This is a genomic window from Parapedobacter sp., assembly GCF_053550995.1.
The window spans coordinates 1-24,678 of the sequence record NZ_JBMQOC010000024.1 but is presented as its reverse complement, the minus strand read 5'-3'; the positions used below and the strand labels follow the sequence as shown (position 1 = coordinate 24,678).

The following is a 24,678-nucleotide window of genomic DNA, read 5'->3' as shown; positions in this document are numbered from 1 at the left end:
CTACAATGTGATCTACCTACTGTTCTGGCTCCGTGGGCTGTTGTACGGTAACTTTGGCTCCCGATCTCAGATTGATTAAGCCCTGAATTACCACTTCATCGCCGAGGGAAAGCCCCTCGCGTACCACAATCCTATCGGCTACTTTCGCACCGAGTTCGACAAGGCGCTCTTCAACCGTACTGCTATCCGTTACCACATACACGGCCGACTGCCCCAGCTGTTCGGTAACCGCTTGGTAGGGCACAACCAGTTGTTTGTTGGCTGATGTTGTCCGGACGCGCACATTGGTATTCATCCCTGCCCGTAACAAGCCCTCGGGGTTAGCAAAGACTGCCCGCACGGTGATGGTGCCCGTATTGGCGTCTACCGCGCGGTCGATGACCGTGATCCTACCGGATAGGGGATATACGGCGCCGCCACCCAGCGTCAACGTGATCACGGAATCCTTTTCGATATCCGTTTGCTTCTGCAAGGCTACAAATTGCTGGATGTTCCGTTGATTAACGGGAAAATCAACAGCGATGGGGCTGGTGGATGAGATGGTGTTGAGCAAGGTGCTGCCCGCGGTTACCAACGCCCCGGTCCGTACCTGCGAAATACCGATCGTGCCACTGAAAGGCGCCACGATGGTAGACCGGTTGAGGTTTGTGGTGGCCGTGACCCTAGCGGCCTTGGCCGATGCTACTTGCGCCTCGGCATTGTTGAGGTCGGTTTCGGCATAATCCAGTGTTTGCCTAGCAATCGCGTCTTGCTCGGCCAGTTTGCGGTACCGTGCCACATCGCGTGTGATGCGGTCAAGGTTTGCCTCGGCAATGGCTAAACTAGCTTCGGCCTGCTGCGCCGCAGCTTCATAGCGCGTGCGATCTATTTCATAAAGCTTCTGCCCTTTGGAAACCGAAGCACCATCGGCCACGAAGATAGCGGTGATGTAACCACTTACTTCCGCCCGGAGGTCGGTTTCATTGAGCGGTACCACACTCCCGGGGTAAGCGTCTATGCCCGCCACGATTTCTTCCGTTACTACATCCGTGGTTACCGGGATGGCTTGAGCCTGCGGCCTTCCGGCTTGTTGTTGTTTGTTGCCACATGCACCTGCGAGGCCGGCGGCAATGAGGAGGAGGGGGGCTATTTTGTAACTGTTCATATGTTTATAAATCAATCGTCGTGTCTAATGTCTAGTAGCTGTTGTTTATTGTCTAATATCTGTTGTCTTATTGACTCATGCCACCGTTCTCATCCAATACCGAGCCCAGTGCACGCTGTACTTCCAACTTACCGGAGAGCACGGCAAACAGGGCGTTAAGGTAATTGATCTGTGCGGTACGCAGGTCCGTCTCGGCGGTCATCAGATCGAGGTATGTCTTAATACCTTCGTCATATTGCAATTTCAGGGTGTTGTACACCTCCTCGGCTAGGACCATGTTGTGCTGTGCGGTGGCCCAGTCGTTCAGGTTAGCTTTGTAGGTGGCCATAGCCATTTCGTACTGCGTATTGATCTGGTTCTTCAGGTTAACGATATCCCAATCGATACGCGCTTCCTGCAGCTTGGACTTCCGGATTTCCTGGATACGTTTGGTGCCTTGGAAGATGGGTACATTGAGCGTCAGACCGAATACCGACCGCGGGAAAGCGGGGTTGTACAGGTCCGAAAACCGGTTGTCACGGAAATCCCATGCGTAGTTATAGAATGCCGATAAATTGGGTAGGAATGTCCATTTGTTGTACTGTGTGTTCACCTGCTGGAGTTGTTTGAGCGTCTGTAGCTGTAGGAATTCCACGCGGTTCTCCAGGTTAACGGTCTGGGTGGTATCGAGTAGTATTTCCTGTTCCATCGCATGATCTTCGAACGATAGGGAAAGGGGTTGCGTCGCCGCCAGTCCAATAAGTTCCTTCAGGTAGGCATATTTATAGTTGAGCATCTCGGCCACCCGTTTTTGTTCGGCCTTTGTGTTTGCCAGCGTTATCTCTGCCCGTTTATAGTCGATTTTGTCTACAATACCTGTTTCGTAGCGCACCTTTGCATCGGCCAGCTGCCGTTCGATACGAGCTAGGTTTTCCTGTATGATGTTCAACTGCTCTTCACTGGTGAGGATGTCGTAATAGCCCCTGCTCACTTCCACCACCGTGTTGATAGTGCTGTTTTCCGTATTCAGGGCATTTTGCTGCCGGATATACCGTGCGGCTTTCGCAGCTTGCATCAGGCCCGGGTTCAATAGTTGCTGGTCGGCTTGGAGTACCACGGCGCTTGAATGGTTTTGACCCATCGCAATGACCTGGTCTCCAATGACCGTTGTAGGTATTTTGACGTTGTAATTATAGGTGCCGGTTGCGCCGATCTGGGGGTACCATCCCGAAAGGGCCGATGCAATCTCCCGTTCGCCGATCGCTTCATCCAATAGGGCCTGCTGTACCGTCGGCCGGTTGTCGAGCGCAAAATCGATCAGGTCTTGCAATCGTGCATGGTCGGGCAAATCGGCGGCACTCTCCTGTGCCAGCAAAGGTGAAGAAAAACTTCCGCCGATAATAAATAAGGTGCTGTAAACAAGTTTTTTTAAATACATATTTGCCGTTGTCGTCATATGGGTAATCAGTTCTTAATGCCATCCCAGATGATGGCGACCATTTTTTTAAGGTCTTCTTCTTTTAACGCGAAGCGGCCATGGATGTTGCGCTTGGCCGTGGCGGATACGGTGCCGATGTATGCTGCGCTAATGATGTTGATATCCAAAGGCTTGATGTGGCCGTCTTGGACGCCCTGCTTCAGGAATACCGACACCTCATCCTGGAAACACACACGGTCTTCGGGGTAAACGTCTTTCACATAGGGCGAGGAAAAGAACTGTTCGAGGAAACCCAGCACTTCGGGGTGTTGTACATAATATTTCACCAAATTCATCCACACGGCGGTAAACTGGTCTGGGTAGGGCAGGCCAAGGTCGTTATCCTTGAAGATCACCTGTTGCATGCGTTCCCTTACATCATGGTAAAGTTCAACGATCAGTTCGTCTTTGGAAGTGAAATAATGGTAAATCGTTCCCGTGGCCACACCCGCCTCCTGCGCAATCTGGCTCATCGGCGTACCGTGGAAGCCGAATTCCTTGATCAGGCGCAAGGTGCTTTCATAGATAGCCCGCTTTTTCGTTGTTGTTTCCGTGCTTAATTGAACGTTCATTCGGGTGGCAAAGGAAAACATAATTTGCGAATAATAGCGAAGCATGCCCCATTAATAACGGAAATTTGACAATTGCCGTCAAAAGGTCAGTGGCTGTGCGTTGTCAGGAAACGAGGGTGAAGTCGATCTGCCTTTTGGCAAGGTCCACTTTCTTCACGCGGATCTGCACTTCATCGCCCAACTGGTACCTTTTCTTACGCCGTTGGCCGATGATGGCATAGTTCTTTTCGTCCAATGCGTAGAAATCGTCGGTAATGTCGCGCAGGCGCACCATGCCTTCGCATTTGTTTTCTTCGATTTCCACGTACATGCCCCATTCGGTTACGCCGGATATGATGCCTGTGAAGGTTTCGCCCACTTGGTCTTGCAGGAACTCGGCCTGCTTGTATTTCACCGATGCGCGCTCGGCGTCCGCAGCCCGCTTCTCCATTTGTGATGCATGCTCGCATTGCTTTTCATAGGCTTCGGCATTGACCGATTTGCCACCTGCTAGGTAGTGTTCGAGCAGACGGTGCACCATCACGTCGGGGTAGCGGCGGATGGGGGAGGTAAAGTGCGTGTAATAGTCGAATGCCAAACCATAATGGCTGGTTTTTTTGGTGGTATAGATGGCTTTGGCCATGGACCGGATGGCCAAGGTAGTCAGTACATTTTGTTCCTTGGTGCCTTCTACCCGTTCCATCAGTGTATTGAGCGACCGGGCGGTCTCACGGTCGGATTTCGTGTTTATTTTATATCCGAAACGGGCGGCAAATTGGGCAAAGGCGGTAATGCTTTCTTCCTTGGGTACGTCGTGCACGCGATACACGAACGTTTTTCTGTTGTTGCCCTTGCCTTGTTTGCCGATGAATTCGGCCACACGCCTGTTGGCCAGCAGCATGAAGTCTTCGATGAGTCTGTGGGCGTCTTTGCGCTCCTTTACGTATACGCCCAATGGTTTGCCGTCTTTGTCAAGGTGGAACTTTACTTCGGTTGTTTCAAAGCTGATGGCCCCGTGCTTGAACTTGCGGTCGCGCAGGATATGTGCCAATTGATTAAGGGTTTGCAGCTCGGTACTGAATTCGCCCGCTTGTTGTTCGATGATTTCCTGCGCTTCTTCGTAGCTAAAACGCCTGTCGGAATGGATGATGCCTTTCCCAAACCAGTCTTTAACGACGTTGGCATTACTGTCCATCTCGAATACGGCAGAGAATACAAGGCGGTCTTCTTTTGGCCGGAGGGAACAGAGGTCGTTCGAGAGACGCTCGGGAAGCATGGGGATCACGCGGTCTACCAAGTAAACGGATGTGCCACGCTCGTAGGCTTCCTTATCGAGGGGCGAGTCGGGCCGCACGAAGTGGCTCACGTCGGCGATGTGGACCCCTATTTCACAATGGCCGTTGGGCAGTTGCTCGAACGATATGGCGTCGTCGAAGTCTTTGGCATCTTCGGGGTCGATGGTAAACGTGGTTACCCCGCGGAAGTCGCGCCGTTTGGCGATTTCTTCGGCCGGTATTTCTGCGCTAAAGGCGGTTGCCACTTTTTCCACGGCTTTGGGGAATGCGAGCGGGAAGCCGAAATCGGCCAAGATAGCATTCATTTCCGTGTCGTTCTCCCCCTTTTTGCCCAGCACGAAGGTGACCTTGCCAACGGGGTTTTTGCCGTCGCGTGGCCATTCGGTGATGGTTACCACGACCTTCTCACCGTCTTTTGCCCCATTGAGATCGGCCAGGGGTACAAAGATATCGTGCAGCATCTTACGGTCGTCTGCGTTGAGGAATGCAAAGCGCGGGGAGATGGCTATGGTGCCGGTAAACTCAGTGCGCGCTCGTTCCAATATTTCTACCACTTCGCCTTCCTTGCGTTTGCCGCGCCGTTTTTCGTAGGTGTGCACTTTCACGCGGTCGCCATGCAGCGCTTGGCGCAGCTTCCGCGGTCCGATGTATATATCGTCCTCAAGCTCATCTTCCGGTACGATGAATGCCGATCCGTCGGCTGTCATATCCACCTTCCCAATAACGAAGGCTTTAAGTTCCCTGAGGGTATATTTCCCTTTTTCCACTTCTTTGAAGAGCCCGCCGGTTCGGGTTTCTTCCTGCAAGATGTCGCGGATCGCTTCGCGCGATTCGTTATCGGCCAGGTTAAGTTTGGCGGCCACCTGCTTATAGTTCATCGCCTTATTGCCCGATTTCTCGATCAGGTCGGAAATCAATTGGGTAAGTACGTGTTTGAATGCATTGTTTTTTCTGTTTGCCATATTGAAATTTGTGATTTGAGACATTCGACGGCCTGTATGGGCGCTGTTGTCTAGTGTCTGTCGTCTGTTATCTAGTGTCTGTCGTCTGTTATCTAGTGTCTGTCGTCTGTTATCTAGTGTCTATCGTCTGTTGTCTAGTGTCTATCGTCTGTTGTCTAATATCTCACGTCTAATCCGCATAACTAACGGCCTCCAGCGCTATTGGCGGTTCATTGCGCAAACGCCGCAAGATTTGTGCCGTGGTGAGCACATCCTTTTCGCAATACACGCGGATGCGCGCCAAATCATTTTCTTCGTAGTACACCCGGTACACATCTGCCCCGCTGATATCGTCTTTGGGCGACGGGATGTCCAATGCGGCTGTCATGAGGTTGAGCGAGACGTAACTACGGAAATCGCCGAATCGCCAGAGTTCCATGGTGTCCAAGTGATTGATTTCCCAGGGTTTCTTGCCCGATATGTCCAATTGGGCGGGCAGTGGGAGCCTATTGATGATCATCCGTTTGCACAGGTAAGGGAAGTCGAAGGCCTTGCCGTTGTGGCCGCAAAGCACCAGGTTAGGTGGTTGCGTCTGTAGCAGGTCGGAAAAATCGGCCAGCAACTCCCGTTCATCCCGATGGGCGAACGACTTCAGCCGGAAGCCGGTCTGGCTTTGCCTTTGGTGGAATACGCCTACCGATATGCAGATGATCTTGCCGAACTCGGCATGCAGGCCAGCATTTGGATACACATCTGCGGCCGTCTGGTCTGCTTCCAGCGTGTTGCGCACCTTGTGGGTCCATAATTCCTTGAACCTGTCGGGCAAATCATCGAAAGCGGCCGTTTGGCTTACCGTTTCGATATCCAGTACCATTATTTGTTGCAGATCGACCGTTTCGAGCATGGCTATTTCACTTATTTCGCTAAGATTTCAAATCGCTGGCTGATGCGCGTTCCGTCATCGTCTACCAACGTGATGCGATGTTCTCCCGGAGGGATTTCCAGCGCCAGTTGGTGGAACGTTTCCGTTTCGCCAACAAATGTATTGTCCAGATGCCAGAATATCTTGCTTCCACGCTTGCGATGGGCAGCATTGAAAATCACCTGTCCGCGCTTTCCATCAATTTCTAAAGGTATATAAATTCTCGCGTTATTTTTCGGATAAATCATTTCCATCACCAGCCCTTGCGAGCCGTCGGTACATCCTGATGCATAGGGCGGAAGCTCACGGTAGTTGCTGTGCCGGGGCTTGTAATAATATTCCATGGCCGGCGGTAGGATAAACCACTTGGCGGCCACGATGTCGCCCGGCGGGGCGCACTCGGCCGTTACGCGGAGTGTGCCCTCGCGGTTGGTGTGTATGGTACGGTGGTAGGGGCATACGGTAGAACGGTGGCCAGGCACGGGAATATACAGGGTGTCGGGATTGGGGCAATCCGGCCCCGCCAGGTGGCCGCTTTGACCGCATACGGCGGTCTGTACCATGCGGTCCAGGGGCGGCGTAAACCACCCCGGCGAAGGCAGTAGATCGAAAATATCGAACAAGATGGGCGCTGCGGTATTGATACCTGTCAGTCCGGCGCGGCCCTCGCCGTCGGCGTTGCCCACCCATACGCACACGACATGCGAGGGAGTGAGGCCCACTGCCCACCCATCGCGGAAGCCGAAGCTGGTGCCTGTTTTCCAGGCGATTTTCTTAGATGAAGCGAATTGTTCCCAAAGGGCCTCCTCGCCGGGACGCATCACCTCATTCATGGCTTGGAAGGTGAAATAAAGCGATGCATGGTCAATGACTGAGGCACGTTCCGTGGCTCCCGCCGTCGGCCCATGTGCGCTTTTGATATAAAATGGCTCGTGGTAATCGGCGGGATCGTAGTTGGCGTTAAGCCGTTCATAATGATTCAGCGTACGGGCCATACTGGCATAGGTGCCCGCCAATTGCCAGGGTGTTACCTCACAGCCACCCAAGATCATGGATAGCCCGTAGAAATCGGCGGGCCGGTCGAGGGTGCGGATGCCCACCGATTTGAGGAACGGGTGGAAGCGCTGGTATTTGTATTGCTGCAGCATCTTTACGGCGGGGATGTTGAGCGAGCGGCTCAATGCCTGTGAGGCCGGTATAGCACCATCGTAACCAAGGTCATAGTTCTGGGGTGCGTAACCGCCGATCTGGGTAGGCACATCGGCGATGAGCGTATTCGGCAGGATCAGGCCGTCGGTGAGCATGGCCGCATAGAGCATGGGCTTCAACGTACTCCCCGGGCTTCGCAGTGAGGTGATCATATCCACCTGGCTTTCGGCCCCACTGTTTTGCGGTGTGTGCACATTGCCAATGTACGCGAGGGTTTTACCTGTTTCCACCTCCAGTACCAGCGCGGCAGCGTTTTGGATGCCGCTGGCACTGAGGTTGCGGTGGTAGCGGTCTACGATGTCGGCAACCTGCTGTTGTAGGGCAGCATCGATGGTGGTAGCTACGCGGGTGGAATGCAGGCCGAGTGTGCCATATTCCTGTTTGAAACGTTCGAGCAGATGGGGAGCAAGCCGCGGTAGGGGGTGTGGCTTGTCGGGCAGCGGTTCCAGCTTGGCAAGGTCGGCGGTCTGTTGGTCAATGTTACCCGTAGCCGCCAGCCTATCCAATAAACCGTTGCGCTTGTTGAGGAGTTGCCCCCGGTTGCGTCCGGGGTGGATGAGTGCCGGTGCATTCGGTAATACGGCCAGCACGGCGTTTTCCGCCCATGATAGTTGGTCGGGTGCGCGACCGAAATAGCGCCAAGCTGCCGCCTCGAGCCCTACTACATTGCTTCCGAACGGAGCATTTGCCGCGTAAAGTTCCAGGATGTCCGCCTTGCTGTAGCCTACTTCCAATCGGACGGCCAGAAACGCCTCGACCAGCTTTTGCCACAGTGTGCGGTCGCGGTTGCGACTCATACGGATGACCTGCATACTGATGGTACTACCGCCGCTAACAATACGGCCGCCCGCGACATTCTGCCGGATGGCGCGAGCTAGCGCGATGGGGTCGATACCGGCGTGGTAGTAGAAACGTTTGTCTTCGAAGGTGGTGATGCACTTGGCAAATTTTTCCGGTACTTTCCCGGTAGCAGGGAAACGCCATTGGCCATCAGCCGCGATGGAGGCCGCCAGCAGCGTGCCCGATGCATCTTCGATGACGAAGGAGGTAGGGGAACGGAACAATGGCTTAGGCAGCGATAGGTAAAATAGTACGAGCAAGGTTGCTGATGCCAAGAGAACGGTGATGCCCCTTCTGGTTTTACAGAAGCTGACGAAGCGCTGTCCTTGTCTCGATACCCAGTTGATCACCCCGCTAAATTACGAAAATATTCATGCGTCTACGGATTGGGGCTCGATCAGAAAACGGTGCTAAAACCTTAGTGTTATTATTTTGTTCAGGTAATTACAATAACCTAATGGTTTTAAATTGATTGATTGTATATACTTGGGATTTTTAGCGAATGGATAGTTTTTGTTTTAGCAATAAAATAGCGGTTTTCAGGGAGTTGCGGGTAGTGTGTGCTGCGTTGGGCAATGAGCGGCGGCGCTAGCTAAAAAATATATAAGGATATTAAATTTATATAAACAATGCAAAATACTATTTATCAATATTATATAATATTTATACCTTCTATTTTAGCTATGAAATAGTGAGTTGTTTTAGCTGGATTTTGTAGACAATAAGCGCTGGCGCATGGTCGTTTGATTCCATGCATTGATTGGTGGTATACGTTCGATATTATTCGCGGAATGGTAAATGTTACTATTTTTACAGAGCGATTCTGTGCCATTTACCTGAATATAAATTGTGAAAAATTGCCGTGGTTCAGGACTGTCAAGGAGATTACACCATGCCAAATTTATATATTATAGCGGGCTGCAACGGAGCGGGGAAAAGGTTGCTTGATGGTGTCCGGAAGGCATTGCGGAAACTGGCCGAGTAAACAGCGGCCAAAGGAGGGAGTTAATGTTTTATTTCCCGAAGGCCCTGCACTGCGCGCAAAGCCCTACGGCGTTGACACCGATGGAACGCAATTGATATCCGTCGGGTAGGTTGATTTTTGGCATCCTAAAGTCTTCGAGGCAATAGATGCTGTTGCACATTTCGCAGATGAAATGCACATGTTCATCGTGGTGGTGGTGTTCGTCGCATTCCGTCGAGCAGAGTGCATACGTTGCGGTACCGTGGAGGTCGAATATCTTGTGGAGGATGCCTTTTTCTTCGAAGGTAGCCAGCACGCGGTAGAGTGTTACCCGGTCAATCGAATCACCCAGCACTTTTTCCAATTCGGGCTGGGAGATGGCCGTTTCCTTATCGGAGATGATTTGCAGTACCCGCAGCCTGGGTTTGGTTACCTTGAGTTTGTTGCGGCGCAAAAGAGGAGCAAAATGCTCACTGGCGTCGGTTTGCTGGATGGTATTTGCTGCTGAAGTAGGCATGTTTGTTCGGTTCATGGGGTGGATGCCTCAAAAAAGGACTAGCCTTTGTATGGAGGCACCCGCCTCAAAAAACAATTTATTTACCGGCAGCTTTGGCGTGGTCGGCCAAAAACTGCGCCAGTCCGTTGTCGGTGAGCGGATGCTTGAGCAATCCAAGTATGGCAGACAGCGGACCGGTCATTACATCGGCACCGATTTTGGCACACTCCACGATATGCATCACGTGGCGGATGGAGGCGGCCAATATCTGCGTTTCATAACCATAGTTATCATAGATCAACCGGATGTCTTCGATCAACGCCAATCCGTCGGTCGAAATATCATCCAAACGGCCCAGGAATGGCGATACGTAGGTGGCTCCGGCCTTTGCCGCCAGTAGGGCCTGTCCCGACGAAAATACCAGCGTGCAGTTGGTTTTAATGCCTTTGCTGCTGAAGTATTTGATCGCCTTTACACCTTCCTTGATCATCGGCACCTTCACCACAATGCGGTCGTGGAGCTTGGCCAACGCTTCGCCTTCCTTGATAATATTGTCGTAATCGGTCGAAATGACCTCCGCGCTGACATCGCCGTCGACGATTTCGCAGATGGCTTTGTAGTGGTTGATGATATTCTGTTCGCCGGTGATGCCCTCTTTGGCCATCAAACTGGGATTGGTCGTTACGCCATCCAGCACGCCCAGGTCCTGGGCTTCTTTGATCTGTTGCAGATTGGCGGTGTCAATAAAAAACTTCATGTTTTGAGTGATATAAAATAATGTATTTGTAAACAGCTGTAAATGTTATTATACAGCCTGTAAAATTAACGATAATAACCCGGATAGCGAAAAAATATAGGTATGACTTTTGCATGATTCACGGGGTGAACATCTTCCGGGCACTAACGCATCGCAACTACCGGCTTCACTTTACCGGCCAAGCCATTTCCCTGATGGGTACATGGATGCAGCGCATTGCGGTGAGCTGGTTGGTTTACCGGCTCACCGAATCGGCATTGGTGCTTGGCGTGATTTCGTTCCTGTCGCTCATCCCCTCGCTGGTACTGTCGCCGTTTATCGGCAGTTTCGTAGACCGACAACAGAAATACCGTATTGTGCTGGTTACACAGATCGGCCTCATGTTGCAGGCAGGTACACTGGCGGCCATGGTGTTTTTCGGTTATTACCATGTGTGGTGGATCGGTGTGCTGAGCCTTGCACAGGGTATCATCAACACGTTCGATGTTACCGCCCGGCAATCGCTCATGGTGGAATTGGTAGACAACAAGGCCGACCTCCCCAATGCCATTGCGCTCAACTCCTCGGCCTTCAATGCCGCGCGCATGGTGGGGCCTGCGTTGGGTGGTATATTACTTAGCACCTATGGCGAAGCAGTATGTTTTGGTATCAACTTCATCAGTTTCTTCGCGGTCATCACTTCGTTGCTCCTTATGCGGTTGAGGCCGCAGCAGGCAATTGCGCATAAGGAAAGTACATGGCAAGGCCTCAAGGAAGGGTTTAGCTATCTGCGGCATTCGCCGCACCTGGCATCATTGGTCATGCTGCTCTCGGCCTCCAGCCTGTTGGTCATTCCCTATACCACGCTGCTGCCGGTCATCGCCCGTGAAATGTTCAATGGGGACGCCACCACCTTTAGCTGGTTTGAGAGCGCGGCGGGGCTAGGTGCCATGGCGGGCGCCATCTACATGGCCAAAACAAGGATAGGCACCAACCTGCGCTTCCGGGTGATGAAGGCTGCCGGCTTGTTGGCGGCGGGCATCCTCGCCCTTTCTTTTGCCTCGTGGCTGCCGCTGGCGTTGACCAGTACATTACTGGCCTCCATGGGCATGATGGTGCAGAATTCGAGCATCAATACCTACATCCAAACCCACGCCATGCCGGCTTACCGCGCGCGGGCCATCAGCTACTACATCATGGCCTTCCAGGGGATATTCCCGCTCGGCAGCCTTCTGGTGGGCGCCATGGCCAGCGCGTGGGGTATCCATTACACCCTGCTCCTACAGGGGGTGGCCGGAGCACTTGTGGCATTGGGGTTTACGGCATACATCTGGCAGCACATCCATCGCAAATATGTGCCGGTATAAACGCATGTTGAAATAGAACAACCGATTGATTAGGCCCTAAAACAGGGCTGTACCGTTTTATACTTGCCGAGCAGCTTTATTTTTTCAATATTTGTGATTGTTTCAACGGCTCGTAGATGAGCCGCTAATCAATTATCCATTTAATGATTCATATGAACTATTCGAGAAGACGGTTTTTGAGAACGGCTGGGTTGACCACCATCGCCGGCGCGGTTGCCGCCGACTATGCACTGGGGTCCAACTCCATTTGGTCACTCAACTCAAAGACCTTGAAAGTGGGGCTTATTGGCTGTGGGGGTAGGGGTACGGCCGCGGCCATGGAAGCGCTTAATGCCGACCCGAACGTAATCCTTTATGCCATGGCCGATGCGTTCGAAGATCAGCTTGAACATTCGCTGACAACGCTGGAAGAGAAGTTTGGCAACCGGGTAAAGGTTAGCAAACGGCACCGGCTCGTGGGACTGGATGCCTACCAGCAATTGGTAGACCTGGATGTGGATGTGGTGCTGCTGGCCGCGCCGCCAGCCTTCCGGGCCGACCACCTCGAGGCCGCGGTCGATGCCGGTAAACACATATTCTGTGAAAAGCCCTTCGCCGTGGACGGGCCCGGATTGCGGCGGGTTATCGAAGCTTCGAAACAAGCGAAGGCCAAAAACCTGTCGTTGGTGTCGGGGTTCTGCTGGCGCTACCACATTCCGAAGCGGGAAACGTTCAGCCGTGTGCAAGACGGGCAGATCGGCCGGATATTGGCCGCCGAGTGCAGCTACAATACCGGGGAGTTGTGGTACAAAGAACGGCAACCCCAATGGACGGACTTTGAATACCAACTGCGGAATTGGCTGTATTACAATTGGCTTTCGGGCGACCATATCATCGAGCAGGCCATCCATAGCCTGGATATGATGCAATGGGCGCTGGGCGATAAGCTGCCAGTGAGCGTAACGGGAAGCGGCGGCCGCCAGAAACGGGTGGACCCCAAATTCGGCAATGTATACGACCATTTTGCCATGGTGTACCAATATGACGACGGCACAAAGGCTTATTTCTCTTGCCGGCAACAGAACGATACCGCACCCGCGTATGCCGTGGAGCTGGTGGGCAACGAAGGCCGGTGTGTGGTAGACTGCCGTACGGGTGGCCATGATATCACCGGCAAGAACCCATGGAAGTATGACGATACGACGAAATTCACCGACGAGAACGCGTATAAGAAGAGTAATTCGAGGGGCATGTACCAACAGGAGCACGACGAGCTGTTTGCCTCCATCCGTGCAAACAAGCCGATGAACGACGGTGACTGGATGGTGAAATCGAACCTGGTTGCCCTTGCGGGCCGGATGGCGGGCTATACCGGCCAGGCCGTTTCACTGGAGGCCGCGCTGGCATCCGAAGAGGTGTTCTTCCCCGGAAATGTGTCTTGGGACACGAAATATGATCTTCCCATTGCCATTCCTGGCGAAAAAAAGACGACTTGATATGATGGACAGAAAAAACTTTATAAAATCAGCATCGCTGTTGGCGGGTGGGGCCGTGGTAGCCCCGGCGCTTGGCGGCAACGGTCCGCTGATGGCCAAACCGGCGGGCAACACATTGAAACTGAAGAAAGGTGTCAGCTTTTACATGATCAAGGAGGAGCTCTCATTGGTCGACAAGTGCAAGCTGGTGAAAGATCTGGGCTTCGACGGGGTTGAGTTCAACAGTCCGGTCGACTTCAGTCTGGACGAAATGCTTGAGGCCAAGGAAAAATCGGGCATCGAGATACCCAGCGTGGTCAACAAAGACCATTGGAGCAAGCCATTGTCCGATCCCGACCCGGAAGTGCGGCAGTATACCATTGACTCGGTGGCGAAATCGCTGGCCGATGTCAAGGCGCTCGGCGGCGACACGGTGCTGGTGGTGCCGGGTGTGGTCAACGAAAAAATCCCCTACGGCGTGGCGTACCGGAATGCGTTGGATTCGGTGCGGAAACTGATCCCCCATGCCGAAAAGACCGGTATGAAGATCGGCTTGGAGAACGTATGGAGTAATTTTATCCTGAGCCCGGTGGAAGCGCGGCAGTTTGTCGACGAGATCAACCACCCATTGGTAGGCTGGTACTTCGACATCGGCAACATTCTGCGGTATGGCTGGCCCGAGCATTGGATAACCGAGCTCAACAGGCGCATCGTGAAGCTCCACGCCAAGGAATTCAGCCGTGGGAAGATGAACGACGAGGGGCTGTGGAAAGGGTTTGGCGTTGACCTGCTGGCGGGCGACAACAACTGGCCGGTGGTGATGCAGGCACTCAGGGACATTGATTACCAAGGCGGCTGGCTCACCGTTGAGCTAGGCGATGGCGACCGGGAGTATCTGAAGAAGGTGTCTGGGCAGGTGGATGCCATTTTTGCTCTTTAGGAATGGTACGTGAGTTGTGTGAGGGGCGTCTCTGGAAAACGGGCGCCCCTTTTCGTTTCAATTAACGGAGGTATAGACACTGCAAAGTGAAAGCCTAACATATCGCTTCATTTTCTCTAAAAATTTGTTGGGATATTGGAGTTTTTTTTTGGATTGAAATACTTTACTCATCCATCTTTCCAGTGCATTAATCCGTTCTGGTGTGTTAAAATACCTGCCTCGGTATCCGAAGCAGATGGCCATATGTAAGGCGAGTTCGCTGGCCGAATGTTCAATTCCCTGATTATTCAATTCCTAAACAGTTAGAAACGAACTATGGCGAACGACTGGGCTTTAGGCATGAGATCAAAGGATCAGCCGAAATCATCACCCGTGATAGGCGTCTGATTCAACGGTTCTTCGATAATTTGAGATATATTATTGAAAAATAATATTATATCGATATTTTAATCGGCTGAGTCTATTACAATAATGAAAGTCTAGTTCACTAAGACCTTTTCAGGATTAATAAATAGCCCATTACAATATAATTCTATGATGTTAAAAATGCCAATCCCATTCTTTTATATGATTTTTTAGTTCCTCTTATTCATCTGACACATTTATAAGTGCTCTCTAAAATTTTTTAATGCTTAGTCTTCGTGTATCCGGATATTTGTTGGGAAAAATCACGATGAAATACCTTATTACATATCGTTGGCCGTCTTAGCATTATACATGTTGGGTCCATATGGAGGACCTATAGGCATTTGGAATGCCATCAAGCACGGGGTTTATGATAGTAACTACATCAAATCTTCATTCAGCGAGGCTGCTGCAAATAGCATACTTTATCTGAATCAACTTATCGCCATTGTGTTTTTTGGCACTATTACGTTTTGTCTTTCATTGCCGCTATTTCGTAACATGGGCGCATCATCGAAATACCAACTCGGTGTAGGATGTTTGCTGGTCATTGTTTTGATTATATTTATTCCGAAGGTTGTGTATCAAATTTAGCGCGTTTTCGTTTGCGATGAACATTCACTTTATTCCGTTATTACCCCGCGAGATATGCTCCCAAAAGCCATCGCAGTTTGAAATCTTGCCCATTTTTCCTACCTTTAGCTTTCAGAAAATCGTCTACATCTACCAATGATAAACTCAGCATTCTTCCGCTTTGCCGGAAATCAATAGGTTACCTCTGGTCGGCCATTCAACGGCCTGCTCCAGTTTATCCCGCAGCCGGACGACCGGTCGCCGGCCAACGCCCCGCGCCACGCGGCCTTTGAAAGTACCGACCCACAATGGCTCGAAATCAAAGAGAACATCTCGACGGAAGGGGTGCGCGTGGAGCTGCCGGCTAATGCGCCACGGTATTGGCAGCTGTTCCAACTGGGCGGTACCGCGATGTGTACCTGCCCCACGCCATCCGTGTGGCCGAAGGGGTGTGTTTCGGTTTTGGGAGTAGGCGCGAGAAAATACCCATAACCTTCGCCAAAGGCAGTGTATGGGCGCTGCTGGTGGGCTGCACGGGAGGTGCTACCCTTGCTGGCGGAAGAGTTTGAGCCGCTGGCCAGGCTGCATGCGGTGTGCGACGACGACGGTCCGTTGGATGTGATGGTGCCCGAACAAGCGATGATTATATCCAACGCCGCAAGTTCCAGGCATTCGAAAAAATGAAATATAAGCCTTGCAGTACGCTTACCCGGGCTTTTGAGAACGACCGATTAAGATCAGTGACTTCATCCATAAGCTTAAGCTTGATAAAGCCAGAGAGTTACTCTATACAACGGATCGGCCTGTGGAGGATATCTCGCGAGAGTTGAACTTTTCATGCCCCAAATATTTCTCCAATAGCTATAAGCAACATTTCTTTGAAAGCCCTACGGAATTCAGGATGCGGTAAGGGGTCGATGAAGAATGAGTGCGGATTGGATGCCATAGTGCTTTGTACGCTAACGTCAAATACATGTAAATCGGTAAGCAAAACATGAAAAGCGGCAATGACACTTATTCCGTGCAGGGGCTTTCCAGGGGGAGACGCCCTGCCTTTTTTATCTACTTGTTTAGGCAAAAAAAATTATCTTTACCACACTTACGCCCATGAAACACGTTACCAAACAACACCCGCTGAAACCGATAAGCCTGTCTTTCCATGAAGACAAGCAGCCTCCCGCACTTGAGGTGGAGGCCCTGAGGGGAATAACGGTTGCATGTAGACGATGTCCCCATCCTTACCCGCCAATCGTTATTAGGGTGAACAATAAAATTTTTAGAAATGAAAGAATTTGCATTAATCTTTAGGTTGAAAGACATTGCCGATTTTAAGCCATCGCCCCAACAAATGCAGGAACGCATGAATTGGCTGGCCGGTATCGCCGCACAGAACAAATTGGTGGATAAAGGCAACACGTTGTTGCCCACTCAGGGGAGTGCGAAAACCGTGAAGGCCAACCATGTGGTCACGGATGGGCCGTACACCGAAATCAAGGAATTTATCAGCGGATACATCGTTGTAAGTGCCGAAGACATCGACGAGGCGGTGGAAATTGCTAAAGCGAACCCGATATTTGATCAGGTGGGCGGCAATATTGAAGTACGGGAGGTGTTAAAAAGGGATTGATGAACGAAAACCGTCAGTCACATACGGATCTTTTACCGCACTTATTCCGACAGGAATATGCAAAAATGACGGCCGTTCTGTGCCGTCATTTTGGTTTAGCACATATTGAAATTGCCGAAGATATTGCCAGCGATACCTTTTTAAAAGCATCGGAAAATTGGGCAATCAACGGAGTACCTGAAAACCCCACCGCCTGGCTATATACCGTAGCCAAAAATAGAACCAAAGATTACCTGAAGCGTACGGCTACTTTCGAAACAAAAATAAGAGAGGCCGTGAAACCGGCCAACCTGGAAACCGAAGAAGCTATCGAGTTCGACAATCAGCATCTTGCGGATAGCCAATTGGCCATGATTTTTGCCGTTTGTAATCCAAGCAATTCAACCGAAGGCCAAATTTGTCTGGCCCTCCAGATCCTTTGCGGTTTCAGCGTAGTGGAGATTGCCAACGCTTTTCTGACAAAGGCCGAAACGATAAAGAAACGGTTGCACCGAGCCCGGACCAACCTTCGGAACGACAATTTTCAAATCAGGGAGCTGCGTGGAACGGAAATCAAATCGAGATTAGATGCGGTTTTGCAAACGTTGTATTTGCTCTTCAACGAAGGCTATTTTTCAAAAACCTATACCCAACAAATCCGAAAAGACGTTTGTGCAGAAGCTTTGAGACTTACGCTCGTATTGACCGAAAACCGGCTGACAGACACACCGGAAACAAACGCCTTGCTTGCCCTGATGTGTTTCCAAAGCTCACGGCTGGACGCGAGGATGGATGCAAATGGCGAGACCGTTTTGTTTGATGAACAGGATAAATGTTTGTGGGACGAGACGCTGATTGAAAAGGGGAATCATTTTTTGATAAATGCCTGTAGCCATAGCGAAATTTCAAAATACCATTTGGAAGCGGGTATTGCCTATTGGCATACCACGCTGACCGGCCACCACAAATGGCAACACATTTTACAACTTTATGATCAGCTGGTTCTGATTGCGTATTCGCCGATAATAGCATTGAACCGGATATTTGCTGTTTCCAAAGTTTACGGAAACGAAAGGGCGATAACCGAAGCGGAGCAACTGAAACTGGAAAATAGCCCTTATTACCACGAGTTATTGGGTTATCTATACGCGGATCTTGCCACAGACACAGCAATCGCCCATTACGAACAAGCTATTCAACTGACGAAGTCGGAAACGGAAAAGCAGACATTGATAAAGGAAATAAGGCGAATGAAGAAAAACTACGGATAATGCATATGTATTTGTATTTCGACTCACCTATTACCGAAGTTTGGACCTATTGTTGTACGCAAATCACGCGATAACAAACTGGAAAATGGAAAAAATAGTTTTACTGTCACTAGGATTATTCGCCTTAACAGCCTGCAATAACCCGGAAAGTGGCTCGTCGGAAAATACGGAGGCGCAAACCCCCACCGAAAGCACGGCGATTGGCGGAGAAAAAGATGACCACGGGTGCCTTGTTGGCGCTGGTGAGACCTGGAGCGAATTACAGCAAGGTTGCGTGCAGATCTTTGATATCGGACAGCGTTTAAACCCGGTGGAAGTACCCGATGGAGGAGCAGTCATCAGTGCATTTGTGTTATGGGATGACGATCGGTCGAAAGCCGAACTGTTTTTGCCGGATGGGGAGGGGGCCATCATCATGGAGAAGGGTGAAAACGAAATATATCAAAAGGATTCTGTTAAATTTGATGCATCAGCAGCGGCTTTATACATCAATGGCAAAATGACCTATAAGGCAGATTAAACAAGTAACCAAGCGGATATATGCATATTAGAAAAGAAGAAGCGAGCGATTGCGAAGCCGTTTTCCACGTCATTGAAAAAGCTTTTGAGCATGAAATATACACGGACCATCAAGAGCAATTTCTGGTGGAACGCTTGCGGAAATCGACTGCATTCGTGCCGGAATTGGCTTTGGTAGCCGAGTTGGATGGTGAAGTGGTGGGATATATTTTGCTCACAAAGATTCAGATTGTAAATGAACACGCCAGCGCAACGTCGCTAGCCATGGCTCCGGTGGCGGTTTTACCAGCACATCAGGGGAAAGGCATCGGTGGACAGCTGATTAGATACGCCCACGAAAAGGCGACGGAATTGGGCTTCGGTGCTGTGGTGGTACTGGGGCATGAAAATTATTATCCGCGATTCGGCTACCGATTGGCTGGCAGCTACGGCATCAAGTTGCCGTTTGACGTCCCTGCCGAAAACTGTATGGCCATTGAGCTGGTTGAAGGTGCGTTGAGCAATGTAAACGGAATGGTGGAATATCCGCCGGAATTTAATGGATAAAGATGCGTTTAATCATCCAAGGTTGTTTATTTTCTTCATGACGTTTTCCACCATCGCATCGCAATAGATTAAATTAAATTCGAAAAGTTCGCTGGGAGAATAATCTCTTTCTATTTCGCTGCGCAGCATGGCCTTGGCTCTGTTGAGGCGGACCTTGACGTTGGCGTTGCTGATATGCAGTGTTTCCGCGGTTTCCGCTACGTTCAACCCGTTGATTTCTCGCAATGAAAATACAATGCGATAGTCGAATGGGATCCTTTCGAGTGCGTTTTCTATCACCCGCCCCAGTTCATGGCGCTGCACGATTTTATCCGTATCGTTCTGACCGTTGGTAAACATCGGCGTGGATTGGTCGTTTATGTCCTGCATAATTTCGTTCTTAAAACTCGACTTTCCCTTCCTGCGAAAGCAGTTGTTCATCATGATACGGATAATCCACGTTTTAAAATCGGAACGGCCCTCAAATTGTAACAGGCTTTTGTATGCGTCGATAAATGTTTCCTGCATCAAATCCTGCGTGTCTTGGTGATTGTAATTGTACGACCTGCCTACTTTGTACAGGGAGGGATTGAAGCGCCGCACGATGATCTCGTAGAGCGCTTTTTCCCCGTCGATAATCCTCCTGATAATTGCCTCTTCGGTAAACTTTTCCGACTGTATCCTATTCATACTATGGTCTTAGCTATTCTCGCCATTGATAGGGCTGCGATGGCCATTACCAGGTCACGCACGGCCACATCTACATAATTGAAGCCGGCTAATAGCGTGAGTGCAATCAAGGTAAGCCATGCCGCAACAATGTATCCGCCAATGTCGGGTTTTTTCAGCACAATGAGGCCGGCCACGATTTCAATAACCCCCACCACCATCATGAACGCCGAAGCGGAAAAGGGCAGAAGAGCCCCCAGTGTTGGATTAAGGTACTGATCCCACTCGGTTAACAGATTGGTGAACTTGTCAGCCCCCGCAACAATAGGTACGATGACGAAGGTGTACTTCAACAGGTTGAAGGTTTGTTTTAACGCTTGCTGTGCATTTGTTGATTCCATGATTTTTCGTTGTTTATGTCTTACACTACCATTAGGGTAAACGAAGAACGAAAAGGTTACAGAAAAGTGGATGATCACACTGCCTACAGAATCGGTTCCTGTCGATTGTCAAAGAAAACAATGATCTGCACCTCTTTGCCGACGACACGATATAAAAATGAAATAGTACGGTGAACGATAGCACGCCTTACGCGCGCATCCTCCCTGTACAGTTTGGAAGGCAAATGGAGATTTGGTAACAATAGCCAATACGCGTCGGGTGTCTTTCTGGAATTGTTTGGCGGTTTTGGACTATCTTTGGCTTCGTCGGAGAAGTAGGGTTTATAATCTGCCATTACGGATTACGAGTCAGCAATTCCTCAAATTCGCTGAATGGAACTTTCCGTCCATTATCAAGGTCGTCAATCCCTCGCTTCATTCCTTCAATGGCATGGGGAAATAAGCTCACCCATGTTGCCCGATTTATCTGAAAATAAAATATAATTGGTATCATTGTATGCGATAAAACTAGACAAAACCTGACGTAACGGGCATCCGATTCCTGTCGAAGACGAAACGGCAAAACATCATAAAGGAAAGATATGGATAAATCGACGGTAGAAGAGATTAAAGAACGGTTCGATAATGACGTGGAACGATTTTCCAACTTGGACACCGGTCAACTTTCAACAATTGACGCAAAAATTTCTTTGGAACTGATTACGGAAGCCGCTAGACGGATTGTTCCGGGGGCTGAAAATTTACTGGATATCGGTTGTGGGGCAGGGAACTATTCGCTGACCATGCTTTCAAAAATCCCTGGCTTGAATTGTACGTTGGTCGATTTGAGTAAGCCGATGCTGGATAGGGCGTCGGAAAGGGTGTCGCCGCAAACCGACGGTGAAGTAGCGGTGTTACAAGGCGACATCAGGGAGGTGGAATTGGCCGAAAACCATTTCGACATCATTCTTGCAGGCGCTGTTTTGCATCATTTGCGGGATGATAAAGATTGGGAAACAACCTTTGAAAAACTTTTTAAGTTACTGCGGCCCGGGGGTTGCCTGATGATAGCCGACTTGGTCACACAGAACACGGATGTGCTAAGCGATTATACCTGGGAGCGGTATGGCGACTATCTGGAAAGGCTGGGTGGAAAGGAATACCGCCAAAATGTTTTGGATTATGTGGCAAAGGAAGACTCACCACGGTCAATCAATTATCAACTAGACCTAATGAGGCAGGTTGGCTTTAGTGCGGTGGAAATACTGCATAAAAACATGTGCTTTGGCGCATTTGGTGGAATAAAATAATATGGAGGTAAAGTAGGCAGATGCAAGAAATATTAATGGAGGACCAGACATTCGATCGAAACACCTCCCTGCAAAGCGGCGAGTACGATAATTGCATTTTCAACGGGTGTGACTTCTCCGGAGATGACCTCTCGTCGTTTAAATTCGCGGATTGCACATTTAATGGGTGTAACTTCAGCCTGGCGAAAATAAACGGAACCGCATTCCGTGATGTTCAGTTCAAAGACTGCAAAATGCTGGGGCTCCGGTTTGATAGCTGTAACCCATTCGGCCTTGCTTTTTCCTTCGACGGATGTCAATTGAACCACTCGTCGTTTTACAAAACAAAAATCAAAAAGACTGTTTTCAAAGATTCGCAGTTGCAGGAAACGGACTTCGCAGAAGCGGACCTGACCGAGGCCGTCTTTGATAACTGTAACCTGATGCATGTTGTTTTTGATCGTACCATAATTGAAAAGGCTGATTTCCGCACTTCTTATAACTACACGATCGACCCGGAAACCAATCGCATTAAAAAAGCTAAGTTTTCCGTTTCAGGTATAGCGGGGCTTCTTGCTAAATACGATATTGGTATTGAAAAAATATGCTGACAGCGATACACCCGAAACTGCCCATGCGCGATAAAACCGCGACAAAGGATTTTTACATCGATCAGTTAGGTTTCCGTGTGTTTGGAAATGCTGACTTTGACGATTACCTCATGGTTGAGAAAGATCATATCCAGATTCATTTCTTTGCGTTTAGGGACCTCGATCCAATGGAGAATTATGGCCAGGTGTATATCCGTACAGACGATATTGACAATTTGTATAAATCATGTGCGGCCAACGGCTTGGTACATCCCAATGGGCCATTGGAAATGAAGCCGTGGGGGCAACGGGAGTTTTCGCTGCTCGACCCGGATAATAACCTGCTTACGTTTGGACAAGCTATTTGACATGAAAACACATACCACCAACTATTTCGACACCTTTATCGAAGTGGCGGAAGATACGAAAGCGGCAGCGGGGACAAGGCCGCCAAGCAAGGCCAAACCCACGGTTGCCGAAATGCAATATGACCTCATTTCAAACCATCCCTACCAATACACTTCTGACGACGTCTTGTTCCAGGTATATGCCAACCGCAATGATTTAACGGAAGCGGAATACGCCCAGGCCAGGGTGCAGTTTTTTTCGAAAGGGCAGGCCTGTCTCCGGGCGTCGCCGCTTACGAAGACGTATGGGTTTGGCATACACTGCGACAGTGAAGGGAAAGTGGCACTATATGGTGTGGAAACCGCGGCGTATCAAACATTATCAACCGCCCCCCGGATCAAAAAAGTAAAGGCAATGAAATCAAGCCGCTGATATTGTAAGATGGGAATTTTCAGCCTACTTTTGCGTTCATGAATACGCACGCGAAGGGGGTGGCGATGGCATTATTTGCCGCTATGCTGTGGGGTGTCTCCGGCACATCCGGCCAATTCCTGTTCCAGCAGCGCGCGATGCGTGTTGAGTGGCTTATGGCTATACGGATGCTCGGGGCGGGTTCGTTGCTTCTTCTTTTCGGTATTCTTCAAAAAGATGGGAATGTGTGGGCCGTTTGGCGCAAAAGGAGTGATCGTCTGCAGTTGGTCATATTCGGCATTGTAGGGATGATGACCGTGCAATACACCTATTTCGCGGCGATAAAACATTCCAATGCGGCTACAGCCACCATCCTGCAATTTTCGGCCCCCGCGATGATTGCCGCCTACCTCGCCTTGCGGTATGGCAAACGGCTCAATCTTTTTGGCTACATCGCCATCTTATCCGCATTATTGGGGGCATTCCTCCTAGTGACACACGGCCGTCTAGACACCTTGACCATATCGCCCTTGGCACTTTTACTAGGCATTGCCTCTGCCGTTAGCTTGGCTCTGTATACCCTAATGCCGGGGAAACTGCTTCATAAATACAGCGCAGTAAGCATCATCGGTTGGGGCCTGCTTATCGGTGGGGTGGCGATTTCCTTTGTTAATCCCCCTTGGCGCCCGAATGGGGTGTGGGATATTTATACCCACCTGAACGTCCTGTTCGTTGTGTTCTTTGGAACGTTGATTCCATTTTATATGTACTTGCGTGCCGTGCAGATGATCGGCGGGCAGCAAGCGAGTCTCCTCACATCGGGGGAACCACTGTCGGCTACACTGATTGCCGTGCTTTGGCTGGGCATTCCTTTTCAGGCGATCGACTGGATCGGTGCTTTGCTGATTATAGCGACGGTGTTTCTGTTAGCACTCGATAAAAGGCCCTAGTTTTGGCATTTTTCCCTCTCAAAAATCTATCCGTAACGTTACTTTACGTTCGTCGTTTACCCCCGGCACCCATAGTGGCCCGTCGCGAACAATAAGCGTAGCGAACTTGTTGAGCTCCACGTTTGAAGTCTTGACGATTGCCACGTCGGTCGGACGTCCGCTGTCGTCTACCGTAAATGTTAACTCGACCGCACCTCCCTTTCCCGGTGCCAGTTTCGCCGCATCTTTGAGGTATTGGCGATAGGCGGCCCACCCGTTTTTAGGCGTGGGTTTGTTTTCCGTGTGCCCTACGTTCTCGGCCTCGGTTTGGTGCCGAAGTTGGCCATACCCCACTACAACGACCTCACCCAATCCGGTCTTGCTGGGCCGTAGGGCGATGGTCACACTATCACGGCCGTTTATCCGGATGGTTTGCGTTTCATAACCGATATAACGCGCCGTGAGTATCTGTGAAGAATCTATTGCCTCGAAGCGACCCTGTTTGTCGGTGGCCACGGTGTGCCCATCGGTAAACTGTATAGCAACACCGGCCAGCGGTTCCTGTGTCTCTTTATCCACCACCTTGCCGACGACCGGCTGCATTCGCGCCGGGGATGCGCTGATGCCGCGGATACGGATACCGTGCGTACGACCAGCCAGGGCCTCGCCGTTAACGACGACGGGGCTGTCCATTTCCGCGGCAACTAAGCGGGCCGTCGCTCCGGCTAGGGCTGATTTTTTTTGTGTGCCGTAGCCAACCACGACGGTCGAATCCGGCGGGTTGGCGCTGATGCCGGCTTTCGGCGTAACCTTAGCCAACCGTACGTCTTGTTTTTCCGCTGGGTGGG

At 50.5% G+C, this 24,678-nt stretch carries 26 protein-coding genes; 13 read left to right on the top strand and 13 right to left on the bottom strand.

Translation table 11 applies throughout. From position 1 onward, the window contains the following. Window positions 1-16: 16 nt before the first annotated feature. The 8 genes from ACO1NT_RS03970 to fsa form a co-directional block, all read right to left on the bottom strand. Window positions 17-1,144, bottom strand: coding sequence for an efflux RND transporter periplasmic adaptor subunit (locus ACO1NT_RS03970; RefSeq protein WP_449047104.1), 1,128 nt, complete (start codon window positions 1,142-1,144; stop codon window positions 17-19). Window positions 1,145-1,211: 67 nt separating this feature from the next. Next, a complete protein-coding gene (locus tag ACO1NT_RS03965; RefSeq protein ID WP_449047103.1) occupies window positions 1,212-2,561 on the bottom strand; it encodes a TolC family protein in 1,350 nt (449 codons plus the stop codon). Window positions 2,562-2,587: 26 nt separating this feature from the next. Next, a complete protein-coding gene (locus ACO1NT_RS03960) occupies window positions 2,588-3,172 on the bottom strand; it encodes a TetR/AcrR family transcriptional regulator (RefSeq protein ID WP_449047102.1) in 585 nt (194 codons plus the stop codon). Window positions 3,173-3,275: 103 nt separating this feature from the next. Then, on the bottom strand, window positions 3,276-5,408 hold the full coding sequence (rnr, locus tag ACO1NT_RS03955) for a ribonuclease R (protein ID WP_449047101.1): 2,133 nt from the start codon (window positions 5,406-5,408) through the stop codon (window positions 3,276-3,278). Between the two features lie 169 nt (window positions 5,409-5,577). Then, window positions 5,578-6,291 (bottom strand): 3'-5' exonuclease, encoded by a 714-nt coding sequence (locus ACO1NT_RS03950; RefSeq protein WP_449047100.1) that lies wholly within the window; start codon window positions 6,289-6,291, stop codon window positions 5,578-5,580. Between the two features lie 11 nt (window positions 6,292-6,302). Further along, window positions 6,303-8,708, bottom strand: a complete 2,406-nt coding sequence (gene pbpC, locus ACO1NT_RS03945; RefSeq protein WP_449047099.1) for a penicillin-binding protein 1C — start codon at window positions 8,706-8,708, stop codon at window positions 6,303-6,305. 663 nt (window positions 8,709-9,371) lie between these two features. Further along, window positions 9,372-9,854: a Fur family transcriptional regulator gene (locus tag ACO1NT_RS03940; RefSeq protein ID WP_449047098.1), complete on the bottom strand. Its 483-nt coding sequence runs from the start codon at window positions 9,852-9,854 to the stop codon at window positions 9,372-9,374. A 61-nt stretch (window positions 9,855-9,915) separates the two neighbouring features. Beyond that, window positions 9,916-10,575, bottom strand: coding sequence for a fructose-6-phosphate aldolase (fsa, locus tag ACO1NT_RS03935; protein WP_449047097.1), 660 nt, complete (start codon window positions 10,573-10,575; stop codon window positions 9,916-9,918). 113 nt (window positions 10,576-10,688) lie between these two features. Here fsa and ACO1NT_RS03930 point away from each other — a divergent pair, with 113 nt between their 5' ends. From ACO1NT_RS03930 to ACO1NT_RS03920, 3 genes are all read left to right on the top strand, one after another. Further along, on the top strand, window positions 10,689-11,921 hold the full coding sequence (locus ACO1NT_RS03930) for an MFS transporter (protein WP_449047096.1): 1,233 nt from the start codon (window positions 10,689-10,691) through the stop codon (window positions 11,919-11,921). 152 nt (window positions 11,922-12,073) lie between these two features. Next, window positions 12,074-13,396, top strand: a complete 1,323-nt coding sequence (locus ACO1NT_RS03925; protein WP_449047095.1) for a Gfo/Idh/MocA family protein — start codon at window positions 12,074-12,076, stop codon at window positions 13,394-13,396. A gap of 1 nt (window position 13,397) precedes the next feature. Continuing rightward, entirely contained in the window at window positions 13,398-14,315 is a 918-nt protein-coding gene (locus ACO1NT_RS03920) for a sugar phosphate isomerase/epimerase family protein (RefSeq protein ID WP_449047094.1), read from the top strand. Window positions 14,316-15,484: 1,169 nt separating this feature from the next. Here ACO1NT_RS03920 and ACO1NT_RS03915 read toward each other — a convergent pair. Next, window positions 15,485-15,946, bottom strand: coding sequence for a hypothetical protein (locus tag ACO1NT_RS03915; RefSeq protein ID WP_449047093.1), 462 nt, complete (start codon window positions 15,944-15,946; stop codon window positions 15,485-15,487). Between the two features lie 77 nt (window positions 15,947-16,023). Here ACO1NT_RS03915 and ACO1NT_RS03910 point away from each other — a divergent pair, with 77 nt between their 5' ends. From ACO1NT_RS03910 to ACO1NT_RS03890, 5 genes are all read left to right on the top strand, one after another. Beyond that, entirely contained in the window at window positions 16,024-16,203 is a 180-nt protein-coding gene (locus ACO1NT_RS03910; RefSeq protein WP_449047141.1) for a helix-turn-helix domain-containing protein, read from the top strand. 372 nt (window positions 16,204-16,575) lie between these two features. Continuing rightward, window positions 16,576-16,920, top strand: coding sequence for a YciI family protein (locus ACO1NT_RS03905; RefSeq protein WP_449047092.1), 345 nt, complete (start codon window positions 16,576-16,578; stop codon window positions 16,918-16,920). Next, window positions 16,920-18,170 carry an RNA polymerase sigma factor gene (locus tag ACO1NT_RS03900; protein ID WP_449047091.1) on the top strand — a complete coding sequence of 417 codons (1,251 nt, stop codon included), beginning with the start codon at window positions 16,920-16,922 and terminating at the stop codon, window positions 18,168-18,170. The genes ACO1NT_RS03905 and ACO1NT_RS03900 overlap by 1 nt, the downstream gene beginning before the upstream one ends. An 85-nt stretch (window positions 18,171-18,255) precedes the next feature. Then, the gene (locus ACO1NT_RS03895; RefSeq protein ID WP_449047090.1) at window positions 18,256-18,690 is read left to right on the top strand and encodes a hypothetical protein; all 435 of its coding nucleotides are present in this window, start codon (window positions 18,256-18,258) and stop codon (window positions 18,688-18,690) included. A gap of 20 nt (window positions 18,691-18,710) precedes the next feature. Continuing rightward, the gene (locus tag ACO1NT_RS03890; protein ID WP_449047089.1) at window positions 18,711-19,235 is read left to right on the top strand and encodes a GNAT family N-acetyltransferase; all 525 of its coding nucleotides are present in this window, start codon (window positions 18,711-18,713) and stop codon (window positions 19,233-19,235) included. 12 nt (window positions 19,236-19,247) lie between these two features. On the opposite strand, the gene ACO1NT_RS03885 is transcribed toward ACO1NT_RS03890, so the two are convergent. The 3 genes from ACO1NT_RS03885 to ACO1NT_RS03875 all read right to left on the bottom strand — a co-directional run bounded on the left by ACO1NT_RS03885 (window position 19,248) and on the right by ACO1NT_RS03875 (window position 20,619). Beyond that, window positions 19,248-19,904 carry a sigma-70 family RNA polymerase sigma factor gene (locus ACO1NT_RS03885; RefSeq protein WP_449047088.1) on the bottom strand — a complete coding sequence of 219 codons (657 nt, stop codon included), beginning with the start codon at window positions 19,902-19,904 and terminating at the stop codon, window positions 19,248-19,250. Further along, window positions 19,901-20,284, bottom strand: coding sequence for a hypothetical protein (locus ACO1NT_RS03880; RefSeq protein WP_449047087.1), 384 nt, complete (start codon window positions 20,282-20,284; stop codon window positions 19,901-19,903). The genes ACO1NT_RS03885 and ACO1NT_RS03880 overlap by 4 nt, the downstream gene beginning before the upstream one ends. 83 nt (window positions 20,285-20,367) lie before the next feature. Then, window positions 20,368-20,619, bottom strand: coding sequence for a hypothetical protein (locus tag ACO1NT_RS03875; protein ID WP_449047086.1), 252 nt, complete (start codon window positions 20,617-20,619; stop codon window positions 20,368-20,370). A 246-nt stretch (window positions 20,620-20,865) separates the two neighbouring features. Between ACO1NT_RS03875 and ACO1NT_RS03870 the strand changes: the two genes are divergently transcribed. Genes ACO1NT_RS03870 through ACO1NT_RS03850 form a run of 5 tightly spaced genes read left to right on the top strand, consistent with a single transcriptional unit; the run spans window position 20,866 to window position 23,851 of the window. Then, window positions 20,866-21,573 carry a class I SAM-dependent methyltransferase gene (locus ACO1NT_RS03870; protein WP_449047085.1) on the top strand — a complete coding sequence of 236 codons (708 nt, stop codon included), beginning with the start codon at window positions 20,866-20,868 and terminating at the stop codon, window positions 21,571-21,573. Window positions 21,574-21,593: 20 nt separating this feature from the next. Then, window positions 21,594-22,163: a pentapeptide repeat-containing protein gene (locus ACO1NT_RS03865; protein WP_449047084.1), complete on the top strand. Its 570-nt coding sequence runs from the start codon at window positions 21,594-21,596 to the stop codon at window positions 22,161-22,163. Further along, window positions 22,157-22,510, top strand: a complete 354-nt coding sequence (locus tag ACO1NT_RS03860; protein WP_449047083.1) for a bleomycin resistance protein — start codon at window positions 22,157-22,159, stop codon at window positions 22,508-22,510. Before ACO1NT_RS03865 ends, ACO1NT_RS03860 begins: the two co-directional genes overlap by 7 nt. Window position 22,511: 1 nt before the next feature. Beyond that, window positions 22,512-22,922, top strand: a complete 411-nt coding sequence (locus tag ACO1NT_RS03855) for a DUF6157 family protein (RefSeq protein WP_449047082.1) — start codon at window positions 22,512-22,514, stop codon at window positions 22,920-22,922. A 38-nt stretch (window positions 22,923-22,960) separates the two neighbouring features. Then, the gene (locus tag ACO1NT_RS03850; RefSeq protein WP_449047081.1) at window positions 22,961-23,851 is read left to right on the top strand and encodes a DMT family transporter; all 891 of its coding nucleotides are present in this window, start codon (window positions 22,961-22,963) and stop codon (window positions 23,849-23,851) included. An 18-nt stretch (window positions 23,852-23,869) separates the two neighbouring features. On the opposite strand, the gene ACO1NT_RS03845 is transcribed toward ACO1NT_RS03850, so the two are convergent. Then, window positions 23,870-24,678, bottom strand: an 809-nt coding sequence (locus ACO1NT_RS03845) for a carboxypeptidase-like regulatory domain-containing protein (protein ID WP_449047080.1), incomplete at its 5' end; no start/stop codon positions are given.